The sequence below is a fragment of the Arcicella rosea genome, from assembly GCF_014204325.1.
In the GTDB taxonomy this organism is placed as follows: domain Bacteria; phylum Bacteroidota; class Bacteroidia; order Cytophagales; family Spirosomataceae; genus Arcicella; species Arcicella rosea_A.
The window spans coordinates 85,089-97,778 of record NZ_JACHKT010000017.1 but is presented as its reverse complement, the minus strand read 5'-3'; the positions used below and the strand labels follow the sequence as shown (position 1 = coordinate 97,778).

Sequence of the window (12,690 nt, the reverse complement as noted above, 5' to 3'; positions counted from 1 at the left end):
GCACATGAAATTGAAAACCCTTATAGTAGATGATGAGCCGTTGGCATTGGATGTATTAGAAACTTTTATTGAAAGAATCGATAGCCTTGAATTAGTAGGGCGTTGTGAAAACGGTATTCAAGCTTTTAATTATTTAAAAAAAGGAGACATAGATTTACTTTTTCTAGATATTGAAATGCCTACTTTAGATGGAATGGAGTTGTTGAAAAGCCTCCACAATCCTCCAAAAGTAATCATTACAACAGCCTATCGTGATTATGCCGTTGAAAGTTTTGAGTTGAGCGTAGTTGATTACTTATTAAAACCTATACCTTTTCAACGTTTTGTTAAAGCTGTAAACAAGGTTGTATCGAAAGAAAACGATGTAAATCAACCAATAACCATCAGTTCTTCTGTTCAATTAAATACAAACGAACGTCCAGAAGCAATGTTTATCAAAGTAGATAAACGTATCGTAAAAATAAATTTTTCAGATATTTTGTTCATCGAAAGTTTAAAAGATTACATCCGAATTCATACTTTGACGGGTACTTTTGTTACTTATCAAACCATGAATGGCATTGGTGATATTTTGCCAGCTGAACAATTTGCAAGAATTCATAAATCATTTATTGTTTCAATTGCCAAAGTAACTTCTATTGAAGCGGGAGATTTAATTGTTTCTGGGAAAAGCTTACCAGTAGGCAGAAGTTTCAGAGATGGAATTTTAGAAAAGATTTATAAAACAGGAGTATTAGCGGTAAAATAAATTTTGCTATTTATAAACATGAGTCATCCCGAATTTTAAAATCATAAAAAAGCGGTCGAAATTAGTTTTTCGACCGCTTTTTTATGATTGATGGACAACGAATTCCTACTGTTTGAGCGAAGCGAGTTTAGGAATTCTTGATTTTTTTGTTACTTTTTGCATCAAGGCAAAAAGTAAGGACGAGAATAAATACAAAAAACATTGAAATCTTTTAAAACTTGCTTTTTTGTGAGAAAATTCGTGATGACTCATATTATGAAAGTTTGAATCTTTTTACTCAAGATTATGCTCATTATGAATAACTTCCAAACGTCTTCCCTTAATAATTTTGCGGAATTTAGTTTGCGTCATTCTATGTTCTCTTTCAAAGCCTGCATGATAAAATGCTCTGATGATAAGAATTAAAACCAATAAAGTAATATCCCAAGAATATTGAACGGCATAAAACAAGCCCATTGCAAGTAACAAACCTATAAAAATATAATAATAGCCATACCAATAACTACCGTTACGTTCTTGCATAAACCACATCAACGGAAGGTGTAGTGGAAAAGCCCATAATAAATTTCTGTTGTAATTGGTTACGCCATGATCTGTTCCAAACCATAAGAAAAGCAATAACCAACCGATTAGACCAGCGATTGAAAAGAGTACTTTATCAAAAGAATATCCTTTTTGCCGCCTTTTCCAATGAAAATAGGTTTTATAACCTGTAAAGAGGAGTACGAGTAATAGCCAAAACCTCGGAGTAAATATAAAAAGAGGCTCTTCGTCGATGGGCGTAGTTGAATAAAGTTGATTTTCTGAACGAACTAAAAAGCGTAAAACGTGATGCGTCATTCTTTTAGCAGCACGCATACTTTTTTGCAAATTCTCAGGTAAATAACAAGCTTTGAATTGTAAAATTCTTTCATCAGCAGGAGCTCCTAAGGCAATGTTCATTCCCAAAGCTGACCAATAATGATGTTTTCTGATTAAACATTTGTTCATCCATTGCCGATAAGTACTATCATTCATTTCTACAATATTCTGTAAATGAACACTATCAGTACAAGCCAACATCATTGCATCTCTTACTCTTGTAGCACAATTATCGTAAAAGAATTTATACATGTAAACTCTTTTACTAGGGTCGTTATAAGTATTTTCAAGATGATTATAAACAATTTGCTTTTGACTAGCCGAAATATCAAGTACTTGCTCAGTCATATTGCGATGCTGTTGTTGATAATACTCTTGATAAGCCCTTAAAGGCGCATAAGACATTTTGTAAGGAAGTTGACCTTTAACAAATTTCCAATAGAAATTTTCCGTTTCAAAGTCATAAACACCAAAATTGTAAGCTTTATCTATTTGATTTTCAGGGTCATAAATCCATAAAAGAGTATGTCCGAAAGCATCGTTGAGCTCATTGCCTGGTTCAACAGTAATTAAACTTACTTTACTGTTTGCGGAAAGGTTTTGAGCTTCTGTCCTGATGTTTGTAGAAATCAGGAAGGCGAAAATCAGAATTAAATGTTTCAATGAAGAGAGGTATTTCATAGATTAGTTTGGATTTGGGATGAATTAACCCCCTAAAATAATAAAATTTTATGCTTTACCAGCAACAATAATCACAATTTCACCTTTAATTGTGTTTGGATTGCTTTGGTAGTGCAAAAGTATTTCAGATAATGTACCTCTGATATTTTCTTCAAAAATTTTCGTTAATTCACGAGAAACGCAAGCTTGGCGGTCTATTCCTAAAAATTCCGCTAATTGTTCAAGTGTTTTTAAAAGTCGATGGGGAGATTCATACAAGATAATTGTTCGTTCTTCTTCTACTAAACTTTTAAGTCTAGTTTGTCTGCCTTTTTTATGAGGAAGGAAACCTTCGAAGATAAAACGGTCGGCAGGTAAGCCAGAATTCACCAAAGCAGGAACAAAAGCTGTAGCACCAGGCAAGCATTCTACTTCAATGCCTTGTTTTAAACATTCACGCACTAATAAAAATCCAGGGTCAGAAATAGCAGGCGTACCCGCATCTGACACCAATGCCAATACTTTTCCTTCTTTCAATAATTTAATAATGCCATTTGTTCCATGATGCTCATTGTGTGCATGATGTGCATACAATGGTTTCGATATGTTTAAATGTTTTAGCAATATCCCAGAATTTCGAGTATCCTCAGCTAAAACAGCATCAACAGATTGTAAAACCTTTACAGCTCTGTAAGTAATATCATCCAAATTTCCGATGGGCGTGGGAACAAGGTATAATTTCATAATAATTGGGGAATTTAAGCCTGTGGAAATGAAATACAGACTGATTAAAGAATCAACAAATCTATCGCTTTAGCTAATTTGTAATCTTTTTCAGTAATGATATTTCCAGCATCATGCGTATTGAGTTCTATGTTTACTTTATTATAAACATTTGTCCAGAAAGGGTGATGATTTTGTTTTTCAGCCAAGAAAGCCACACGAGTCATAAAGGCAAAAGCCTCTGAAAAATCTTTGAAAAGAAATTCTCTTTTCAATTTATTGTCTTCTTCTATCCACATAGTTTTAATGTTTAACGTTAAGAAAACTCCATAAAACAAAAAAGGTTAGCTTAAGATAGAGATAAAATAAGAAAAGCCTGTCTTGTAGACAGGCTTTTGATGACTATGAGTATTGAACTAACCCTGTAGAGAGTGAGGCTCTACATAATTAACTAAATAATCCTACCTTAAGCCTAGTAATGAACAGGTTACATATTAATGTAACATCCTGCCTCCAGTAATGCCACCAAAAATTGAAAAAAAATAAAGCGGTTAGCTATGCTATTGCTTTTTCAACCTTTGGCAATAAAGAAATAATCTTTGCGGCACTATGTTCGTCTGGAGCAGGATTATGCTTTTTTAAACTACTCATAACTAAAGCATTGTTTGTTTGAAGTAGTTGACTTATTTGCTCATCTTTTCTCCTTAGTTGCTCTGATTGCTCTGACATTTGTTTTTCAATTCTCTCAAGAATTTGAATTAAATAATGATTTTCTTCACTTTCTTCCTTTTTGCCATCAATTTTTGATAGAATATTTTCCGATGTAGTTTCTAAGGCTTTAGCCCATTTTTCAATGTCTTCCTTATCCATCGTTTTTCGATTGAAACTTTGATAGACAGCTTGTCTTGAAATACCTAAAGTACTAGAGATGATGGAAATTGATAAATTTTTTTCAGCTATTAAATCCTTGATTATTAAGCCTATAGGATATTTTGACATATTAAGTATAAATATTTTAAACTAAATTAGTTGACAATGTAAAGTAAATTAGTTTACTTTGAATTATAATTTAATTAAGATTCATTTAAGATTCGTTTAAAATTCATGTAAATATAGTTTAATGACAATATAAATTTCATTTACCCCTATATTTTTTTTAAAGAATTTTACTTGTCATAAAAAAAGTATAACCATCATAAAAAAAATTATATATGAGTTATATAGACGTTAAAGAAAAAATTAAAAAACTTTCTCCTTCTGATAGGAGAAGAGTTGAAAAGGCTTTTAAGGCACTACTACCTGAGTCTGCTGAAACGAGATTCGTTAATGTAATCCGTAACTCAGAATACAACTTTGATTCAAAGGAGGAAGCAGTATTGGAGCAACTATTTGTGGAAGTTAATGGAAAATGGAAGCTCAACGGAACTTATGAGTTTTTCCAATTAATCGGTGAAGAACTCCCGATGAGTGTGTAAGATGAAAGCAGAGCTAATCCCAATTTCTAAAAATACGCAACTAATTGTAGGTAAAAGTTACCCTGTAAGATGTGCCAGAATGAAAGATGGTGCTATAATTCCAATAATAGGCAAAAAGCACGCTGACCCTGAGCTGGGTGTTGTAGGTGAGCATTATCATATTGATGGTAGATTCTTTTTGCCTAAAGCTGTGACCGAAAAATATCAGATTGATGAAGATGGTAGAACGAATGTCATTCTATGTGCTAATGAAGAAGACATTGATTGGAATTGCATCGTTGAGCTGGTAGTTAAACAAAAGAAATGTGTTAGGCTAACTACTGGTGTGAATCCTCCTAGTCGAGATTCAACAAGTATTTGGGGGTCACTTAAAGGGTTTGAAATACTACAAGTGGTATGACAAATTTTTAGGTCGAGAAGTCAAAGACAATATTTGCCCACATTTGGGTACAAAAATGGTTGAGCAAGATGGGGTTTTAGTTTGCCCTTTACACAATCTGAAAGCGTGCCAAACGTCTAAAATTATCATCAAATGAAATACCTCTTTGGATTGGTCTCTATAGTTTGCTTTTTGATAGCACTTTTCAAGCTATCCATAGCCTTTTTTCTTTTTGGATTTGCATTAATGATATACTCAACCATCAAATTTAACTCACAACGATGAATCTTACTTTCATTGCAACTACTACGTTGCCAATCCACGGTTTTCAACAAGGTCAAAAAATTAAAGTTTTGCCAATAGAAGGGAGATTTATCCCTATCGAAGATAAAGATGCGAAAAACCAACGTGTTTTTCCTAGGAATTCATTACAATTTATTGTCCGAAGTTAAATAGGTGTAGAGGTAATAAATAAATCCCCTAAGTTTTGCTTAGGGGAATTTATTAAACCTTAACCTTTTGAAATATAATTAATTAGATGTGGTTTTGATTTGAATTGCTCCCGATTTTCGGGAGCTAATTATTAAAACCAAAGATTTTTTAGTATCAGAATATTTATATAAAATCCCCTGATTTTCAGGGGTATTTTTTAAAATTAAACGAGGTGGTGTCTAAGTAGGTGCAAAGTGCTTAGTCTGGGAACATGAAATGGCGGTTTCATTTAGTGGAGTTCGATTCTCCCCACCACTGCAAATGAAGTAGAGTAAATAAGTAAATGTGTGGAAAGGGGAGGTGTGAGAAGCCTCCCTCTTTTAAACTTAATTTTAAAATGGCTAAATACATCAAAAAACCTGTAGTAGTAGAGGCAATTACCTTTGAAGAATTTGTACAATTTGGCAAAGACAATGGCGGTAATATTGTAAATGGTATGCCTTGGCATTTTACCTATAAAGGACTTGCAGTAACTCATTCCAATGATGAATGTTATTTGATACCGATTGTAGGAGTTGGTTTTTATGAGTTTACACCTTCAGATGTTCTAATTACTGATAGATTTGGTAGTACTAATCCTATGAAAAAAGACTTCTTTGAGTCATTGTACCAAGAAGTAGTAGATACCATAAATTAAGTCGGTATAGAATTCAAATCATAATTTAGCAAAATGTTATCACAACCTAACATTGTTCCTATTGTACAATTGCCCATCTCTTCCCAGAAAGGGAAGGCAGGTAATAACAAAAGTGTTAAAACTGGAAATTCTTTTTCGCTCAGCCCAATGCACGAGCGTTATAGGGTTTTTAAGGAAACGTATAATAACTCACGTGAGGACTTGAAAAGCAAAATTAGGCTTACTCGTGACAATGTTGCGAACAGGATTTTGTACGCATTTTACAATAAATTCTACACGTTAGAGCTTAAAAGATGGGGTGATAAAAACCCCGAATTATTGCCCAATTTATACTTAAACAATCTGGATTTGATTGAGCGAGTGGGTGTAGAAGCGAAGTCAACAGCATGGCGAGCGATGTCCTTTTTATGTAAGGTTGACCTTGGTGAAGGTCGTGGTGTGTTGATGCGTAAAATTTTTCATGGTTTTTATCAAGATTATACTATTTTGATAAATCCTTGGATTTTAACGGGTCAAATTATCGAAAATTGGGGAACGGAAACCGAAAAAAAATGGCAAAAACCTCAAAATTTGGAAAACCAAAACCAATCGCCCCTTTTGCCTCTGGTTGCAAATTGCAATCCACCTTTTATTAAAGGAACAATGCTAAAGCATAATACTACTACTAGTCCTTGTGGAAAAGCGGATAACTTTACAGTTATTCAGGAACAAGAAACAGGAACAAATGAAGAGAGTCAACCTGCTAACATTAATCCTTACCTAAAACGTTATTTGGAGGGGCAACAAGCCCAAAATAATACCCAAACGGCGGGCGGGGTCGAAAATGACATATCTCCCCGTAGCGAGCAAATAAAGGGCAAATATTTCGGTAAGCCTTCAAGCACTGAAAAAGTACAATCATCAGAAAACACCGCTCAAAATGTGGATAACGCTGTTGAAAAGCCTAAAAATGGTGAAATTAGAGCCAAATCATTGGAATTAACGGTTGAATTGTACCGATACGCTATGCCGATTTTGTATCCAAAACACCGAGAATCTTGTAAAACTCAACAAAAATTGATTCTCAACACGATATGGTTGAATTGGTTTCAGCCTTATGTTCAAAATCCAAACTGCACTACGCTTTTCTTGGATAAATTGTTTGAGGACTTGAAGGAATTAGTTGTAATGACACGTGAAGAGCTTGATAATAAGCCAGATAGCTATATTCACGCTAATCCAGCAGTGTTTTTCGATAGAACTTTTGCTCATGGTTTGTTCAGAGCCTATGACAGATTCAGGAAAAACAAGCTGAATAAAGACCGCAAGGTTTTGAGAGCTGCTGAAAAGTCTGTAAAGACAGGAAAAGTACCACGGAACATCAAAAACATACATTCAATGATTGATTTAATTGCCTACTGGAAGGCAAACATTGAACGTTGCACAGTTAACAAACAAATGATTTTGAAGGCTTTCAATTTGTTTTTGACCAATCCTAAAAACCTTTCTAAGAACGGTTTAAAATTATAACCAACTTGAGTACCTCTACCAAAGAACGACAACCACACCCCGAAAAGTCGCTGTTTAGGGTTTGGATAATTTTACAGTCTGGCGAAACAAAAACGCATTATAGTTTCATCAACCGATTGAACCCCAAAAAGGCAAAAGAGTACATCAAAACAATACATGAAAGAATGGAAGTTGGATATGCTTGGTTGATTGATAATCAGAGTGATGAACTGCTAGAAGTTTTTGACTCAGACCATTGGCGACAGCCTGACGATTATGAACATTACCTCTTCAAAAAAAACAAAAACACTTAAATGGCAGTCCGCAATAAAATAGACAAAGAAGCAGTATTTAACCTATTTTCAAAGGGAAAAACCGCAGCGGATGTAGCGAAAGAATTGGGCTATCCATCATCGACAATGCGAGTGTATCGCTCAAAATGGGAAGGTGATGTTTTAGAACGTGCAAAGAATATTTCTTCTATCAAAACAGAGGAAATAACATTAGCGGAAGATGAGCGAATTAGTGACGATAATTTTGCGGTAAAATCTGACAAAGAAGAAGTTACAAGCAAAATTAGTGACGTTTTAGTAACGAAAGATGAGCGAAAAAGCGATAAGTCTTGGTTGATACTAATCAATATCGGGTTAATGAAAATCTATAGTATTAGTAGCGTTTTTAGCGTATTGATACAAATGCACGACATTCATTTTGTCGCTTTTTGTGTCGCTATTGTCGTAGTATTTGCTCCGCTAATCATGCTGATACAAAACGTTAATAACTCCTTACGGATTTACGCTATTTTAATAATGCTGATAGTGTTTGCCATCCAAGTTTTGTTTTCAGCTATCAATTTTAACATGAAGGTTTCTAACGAATTCATTGCTTCAGTGTCGCAAGTTACAAGCCTTCAAAAATCGAATTTTGTACTAACGATGGCATTCCTGATGCCAATTTTAGAACTCCTTTTTGAAATCGTTTACCTCAAAATAAAGTATCCAAATGATGATAATTACCATTCCTAAAAGACCAGGACACCAACAAAGAGAAGCCACTAAAGAGTCAAAAAAACAAGACCTACAAGATTACTTTCACAGCTTGAATATTGTAGATATTGAATGTGATGTATTAGGAAACAGATTACTTAATACAGATGAAAATTGTAAGCTTAAAAGTAATATTAGAATCAACCAAACCAAAACCAAATTGAGCTATGAGTAACAATTCTACAGATGATTTTTTCATCACAATTTTGGCTAAAATTATCGCATTTTTTTTGGTAATAATTTCAGGGCCAATATTGGCAATAATCTACATTACGAAAAAGCGAACAAAAATTAAAGAAACGCTCTTTCAGCAATGTATCAAAGAACTAACAAAAAGGCGTATTCCCTTTGTAGTTTATTTTTCGGAGTCTGGTGGTTGGATAGGACATTTACCCGAACAAGCTACTAATTTCTACATTTCATTTCGCTCTGATAATGAGGTACTTCTTTTTTTTGGAGAGCCAGAAGATGAGATGATTATAACAACCATGGATGAGCTTTTGAAACTTAAACCCTTTATAGAAAATGATAAATGACTTATCCACATGGCACATCTTTTGCAATCTATTTTATATTTTGTTTATACTGTTTTTAATAGATTTTTTAGGAATTAGGCAGCTATTTTCCTTTAATAAAAAAACACTAATCAGCCAATGTGTAAATGAATTAGTGAAACGAAACATTCAATTTACATACGATTCTAAAGGGTTGATGAATATCTATTGTGTGATTCATAACGAAGAATTCTACGATGGTTCAATACCGTTTCGCTTCTTTTTTATTGATGAAAATCAGGTTAAAATAAATTACAAGGTTGATTCTTCAAACCATATAATTAGTAAGACCATAACCGATTTTAAAGAGCTTTTAGAATTTAAACCCTTTACCATTTAATCAACATTTTCCCAAAAAATGAAAGTACTAGAAATTACATCAGAGTTGATTTTACAAAATACACTTCGCTGTCAAGCTGGATTGAGCGATACTTTGCCTGAATGGGCATTGCATAAGATTTCATATTTTCTTCATCAAAAATGGTTGTTAGAACATCCAGAATTCACATTTACTTGTAAAAAAACTAATGAAACAGTTAACGTCAATCATCCTGATTTTGATTTTGTAATTAGCTCATCAGGGAGTACCGTCAAGTACTTTTTATGTGTTAAAGATGAATCTAGTAAAAGTTTTATACACTTAGATTTATCCCTTGATTGTACGCCAGAAACTCTTTTTGCCATCCTTTGTTAAGTTTAACTTTATGAAAAAAGACATCTCAATGGTAGAGCTTTTCGCTGGTACTGGTGGCTTCTCAATAGGCTTTCAGAATGCAGGATATAACATTAAAGAACATTACTTTTCAGAAAAAAACAAACACGCAATCGCAAATTTTAAATACAACTTTCATGGAGCAAAATTTCTTGGGCCAGTTGCCAATGTTTCCGCAAGACAATTCTACAAACCCGACGTACTCACTTTTGGAAGCCCTTGCCAAAATTTCTCATTACTTGGAAATAGAGCTGGGCTTGCAGGAACAGAAAGTATTCTTATCATGGAAGCAATTAGAATTATTTCTGAAACCCAACCAAGCGTATTTATCTGGGAAAACGTTAAGGGAGCATTCTCCAGCAATGCTCGCAGAGATTTTTGGGCAATCCTGCAAGCGTTTGCCAACCTACGGGGTTATAGATTTGAATGGCAATTGCTTAATTCAAAGTGGATTCTACCCCAAAATAGGGAACGTATCTTCCTTATTGGACATCTTGATGGAAGAAGTTTCCCAGGAGTATTCCCTTTCACCGAATCAGATTTTAGGACTGCTGAAAGGGCAACAAACTCCCCAATTATTCGAACTATTACAGCCGGTGCCAACTCAGGAGGACATCACTCTTCAATGACCCTTATTAAAGATGTTTCCAATAAAAATAATTTCGGTAAAAACTCGAATAAACAACAAGATAGAGTTTTTGACCCAAACGGAATAATAGGAACATTGGCAGGAAGCAGATTGGAAGATAAAGCCAAAATTATCACTTCGGGTCGGGGTTATATTGAGTCAGATTTGAAGGATTATCTAGGTACTATCACTTCAAGTTCATTTGAGCAAAACACGCACTTATACTTTCAAAATACCATCAGAAGGCTTACCGAAATAGAATGCGAGCGTTGCCAAGGACTTCCAGACGATTGGACTCGGTATGGTACTTACACGAAAAGTGGCAAAGAAATGACAAAGGAAATTGCCAAAACCAACCGCTATAAAATGATTGGTAATGCGGTCACTGCGAAAATGGTACAATTGATTGCGGAACGAATAAATATCATAAAGTGATGAAAGACAAATATTTTCTATTAACAGCCATCTGGATATTACTCTTTTTCAGCTCCGCAATCAGTATGAGTTTTTTGGCTGATTACCTACAAGCTTCAGGTTTTTTTGGTGATGAAAAAGTCGGTATGACAATGCAATGGGATAATCCGAGTAACAAATATATCTTAAAACAAGCTCAAGACGGGAGTTTTGACAAGTATTTCAACTGGGGCTACAGGCATTACTTATTCTTATGGATGAATTTTTTTCTATCTGGATTAAGCATTATCAAAATTATACTTTCAATTAATTCATACATCGAAAAATCAAATGAAAAATATAAGCGGTAAAGAAACAGCACTTCAGATAAGCTCCATTCAACTTTTAGGACAGCTTTGTAAAGAGGATTATGAAAAAGCGATGGCTATTTATCAAACCAAAATTGATTTTTTAGATGAATGCCTGAAAGTTTGCGAGTTGAATGATTATCAAACAATTTTTGAAGAAAAAGAGAAGTATTTAACACTGCATTTTATGCTGAAAAACTGCTAAAAATAATGAGCGAATTATTAGAACAATTTGAAAAATTAATCAAAGAAAAGACAGTAGTCTTTAATCACGATGTTGAGGATGGCTTCTTTATTAAAGTTTGCAATCGTGGAGAAAACTTTCTCCAAATAGCGGAAATCGAACCAGAATATCATAAAACGATTGAATCTGCTATTGTCGCAGCGGTTGGTTATCTCAAGAAACAAGAAGAAGATTTTGAAAAAGTTATAAAGGGAATTCAAGACCGAAACAAACGTTAACCTCAAAATATCATGATAAAGTTGTTTAGCCAAGTCATAAAAGTTACAGCATTGGGCTTTTTAACTTATATGTTCTTTATAATCATCTACGAACACTTAGAAATGAAAAGTCCTTATAAAAATACAATAAGGAAAGATATAATAATCCACAAATATGGCAGCCTTCAATATTCTTTAGAGAGTAGAGACACCATCAACCGAATTATCATGCAGAATAGTTACTCAGGTAAATTTCATGAAATCATTCTACCGAAAGGCACAATCGTAAAAAGTTTAAAGATTAATTAAAGTGTTTTCAAACAAATAAACAATTCAAACAATGCAAAAATCAGAAGTTATCATCGGTCAATTAGTAACTTATTTCGCAGTCATAAAAGAAGACGGCACAAAGTTAAATCCATGTACCACTCGTATTCTGTCGGAAGTGACCGAATTGCCATCGGGTGAAGAGGTGTGCCAAATTGAAGGCAAACGAGGTTTAGTATCAATCAAACATCTTGAAATTGTACCACTAACTGAAAATTAATCGTCATGGTTGTACAAGAATCTGTGGAGTTTGATTCAATAATTACTGTTCAAATTCTTGAAAAGGAAAAAAGAGATTGGGATATAGTCGACTTAGAATTAGCATTTGAAGGTAAAGTGCAAATAACACCTAAGAAAATGCGAGAGCTGGGCAAATGGCTAATCAATCAAGGTAAAAGAATCGGGAAAGAATACAATGTGAACGGTAAGAAAAAACGGAGCAAAGATGCACAACTATAAAATTGGGGATAAAGTATTATCCCCAAAATTTCCAAACCAAAGCTTTATAGTACACGGAATTAGGGCTGAAGAGATTGAAATACAACATTCAGACGGTAAAACAGAATGGTTAGCCTTAACAGCAATAGAATGCCATACTCAATCAAATAATCTTGAGATTGGTAAGGAATATTATCTTAATAAGCAATGGTCTCAACCAGAGCTTGTTACAATAATTGAATTCGTGGGAAATTACTACTGCAAAGTTTTACACAAGTCAGGGTTAAAGTGCCAAGTGATAAAATATAGACTATCATAAA

At 34.0% G+C, this 12,690-nt stretch carries 21 protein-coding genes; 17 read left to right on the top strand and 4 right to left on the bottom strand.

Annotated features, from left to right (window positions below; translation table 11 throughout):
* Positions 1-4 precede the first annotated feature (4 nt).
* The gene (locus HNP25_RS12515) at positions 5-748 is read left to right on the top strand and encodes a LytR/AlgR family response regulator transcription factor (protein WP_184134596.1); all 744 of its coding nucleotides are present in this window, start codon (positions 5-7) and stop codon (positions 746-748) included.
* 273 nt (positions 749-1,021) lie between these two features.
* Here the strand turns inward: HNP25_RS12515 and HNP25_RS12510 are convergent, their stop codons facing one another.
* The 4 genes from HNP25_RS12510 to HNP25_RS12495 all read right to left on the bottom strand — a co-directional run bounded on the left by HNP25_RS12510 (position 1,022) and on the right by HNP25_RS12495 (position 3,991).
* Entirely contained in the window at positions 1,022-2,290 is a 1,269-nt protein-coding gene (locus HNP25_RS12510; protein WP_184134594.1) for a lipoprotein N-acyltransferase Lnb domain-containing protein, read from the bottom strand.
* Between the two features lie 48 nt (positions 2,291-2,338).
* Positions 2,339-3,013, bottom strand: coding sequence for a 16S rRNA (cytidine(1402)-2'-O)-methyltransferase (gene rsmI / locus HNP25_RS12505; protein ID WP_184134592.1), 675 nt, complete (start codon positions 3,011-3,013; stop codon positions 2,339-2,341).
* 44 nt (positions 3,014-3,057) lie between these two features.
* Positions 3,058-3,291, bottom strand: a complete 234-nt coding sequence (locus HNP25_RS12500) for a 4a-hydroxytetrahydrobiopterin dehydratase (RefSeq protein WP_184134591.1) — start codon at positions 3,289-3,291, stop codon at positions 3,058-3,060.
* 256 nt (positions 3,292-3,547) lie between these two features.
* Complete coding sequence (locus tag HNP25_RS12495; protein ID WP_184134589.1) at positions 3,548-3,991, bottom strand: hypothetical protein; 444 nt, start codon at positions 3,989-3,991, stop codon at positions 3,548-3,550.
* Between the two features lie 212 nt (positions 3,992-4,203).
* On the opposite strand from HNP25_RS12495, the gene HNP25_RS12490 reads away from it, so the two are divergent.
* The 16 genes from HNP25_RS12490 (at position 4,204) to HNP25_RS12415 (ending at position 12,689) form a co-directional block, all read left to right on the top strand.
* Positions 4,204-4,467 (top strand): hypothetical protein, encoded by a 264-nt coding sequence (locus HNP25_RS12490; RefSeq protein WP_184134588.1) that lies wholly within the window; start codon positions 4,204-4,206, stop codon positions 4,465-4,467.
* Position 4,468: 1 nt separating this feature from the next.
* On the top strand, positions 4,469-4,867 hold the full coding sequence (locus HNP25_RS12485; RefSeq protein ID WP_184134586.1) for a hypothetical protein: 399 nt from the start codon (positions 4,469-4,471) through the stop codon (positions 4,865-4,867).
* Positions 4,868-5,675: 808 nt separating this feature from the next.
* Positions 5,676-5,975: a hypothetical protein gene (locus HNP25_RS12480; protein WP_184134585.1), complete on the top strand. Its 300-nt coding sequence runs from the start codon at positions 5,676-5,678 to the stop codon at positions 5,973-5,975.
* A gap of 33 nt (positions 5,976-6,008) precedes the next feature.
* On the top strand, positions 6,009-7,484 hold the full coding sequence (locus HNP25_RS12475; protein ID WP_184134584.1) for a hypothetical protein: 1,476 nt from the start codon (positions 6,009-6,011) through the stop codon (positions 7,482-7,484).
* A 5-nt stretch (positions 7,485-7,489) separates the two neighbouring features.
* Positions 7,490-7,777, top strand: a complete 288-nt coding sequence (locus tag HNP25_RS12470; RefSeq protein ID WP_184134582.1) for a hypothetical protein — start codon at positions 7,490-7,492, stop codon at positions 7,775-7,777.
* Positions 7,778-8,488 (top strand): hypothetical protein, encoded by a 711-nt coding sequence (locus HNP25_RS12465; protein ID WP_184134581.1) that lies wholly within the window; start codon positions 7,778-7,780, stop codon positions 8,486-8,488. It abuts the gene before it with no gap.
* The gene (locus HNP25_RS12460; RefSeq protein WP_184134579.1) at positions 8,466-8,684 is read left to right on the top strand and encodes a hypothetical protein; all 219 of its coding nucleotides are present in this window, start codon (positions 8,466-8,468) and stop codon (positions 8,682-8,684) included. The genes HNP25_RS12465 and HNP25_RS12460 overlap by 23 nt, the downstream gene beginning before the upstream one ends.
* Positions 8,677-9,045 (top strand): hypothetical protein, encoded by a 369-nt coding sequence (locus HNP25_RS12455; protein WP_184134577.1) that lies wholly within the window; start codon positions 8,677-8,679, stop codon positions 9,043-9,045. The genes HNP25_RS12460 and HNP25_RS12455 overlap by 8 nt, the downstream gene beginning before the upstream one ends.
* A gap of 376 nt (positions 9,046-9,421) precedes the next feature.
* Entirely contained in the window at positions 9,422-9,757 is a 336-nt protein-coding gene (locus HNP25_RS12450; protein ID WP_184134576.1) for a hypothetical protein, read from the top strand.
* A gap of 10 nt (positions 9,758-9,767) precedes the next feature.
* Positions 9,768-10,838: a DNA cytosine methyltransferase gene (locus tag HNP25_RS12445; RefSeq protein WP_184134574.1), complete on the top strand. Its 1,071-nt coding sequence runs from the start codon at positions 9,768-9,770 to the stop codon at positions 10,836-10,838.
* Positions 10,838-11,167, top strand: a complete 330-nt coding sequence (locus HNP25_RS12440) for a hypothetical protein (RefSeq protein ID WP_184134572.1) — start codon at positions 10,838-10,840, stop codon at positions 11,165-11,167. The genes HNP25_RS12445 and HNP25_RS12440 overlap by 1 nt, the downstream gene beginning before the upstream one ends.
* Positions 11,148-11,369: a hypothetical protein gene (locus tag HNP25_RS12435; RefSeq protein WP_184134571.1), complete on the top strand. Its 222-nt coding sequence runs from the start codon at positions 11,148-11,150 to the stop codon at positions 11,367-11,369. The genes HNP25_RS12440 and HNP25_RS12435 overlap by 20 nt, the downstream gene beginning before the upstream one ends.
* Positions 11,370-11,374: 5 nt before the next feature.
* Entirely contained in the window at positions 11,375-11,626 is a 252-nt protein-coding gene (locus HNP25_RS12430; RefSeq protein WP_184134569.1) for a hypothetical protein, read from the top strand.
* Positions 11,627-11,945: 319 nt separating this feature from the next.
* Positions 11,946-12,152: a hypothetical protein gene (locus HNP25_RS12425; RefSeq protein ID WP_184134567.1), complete on the top strand. Its 207-nt coding sequence runs from the start codon at positions 11,946-11,948 to the stop codon at positions 12,150-12,152.
* A gap of 5 nt (positions 12,153-12,157) precedes the next feature.
* The gene (locus HNP25_RS12420) at positions 12,158-12,391 is read left to right on the top strand and encodes a hypothetical protein (protein WP_184134565.1); all 234 of its coding nucleotides are present in this window, start codon (positions 12,158-12,160) and stop codon (positions 12,389-12,391) included.
* Entirely contained in the window at positions 12,378-12,689 is a 312-nt protein-coding gene (locus HNP25_RS12415) for a hypothetical protein (RefSeq protein WP_184134563.1), read from the top strand. The genes HNP25_RS12420 and HNP25_RS12415 overlap by 14 nt, the downstream gene beginning before the upstream one ends.
* Position 12,690: the final 1 nt, after the last annotated feature.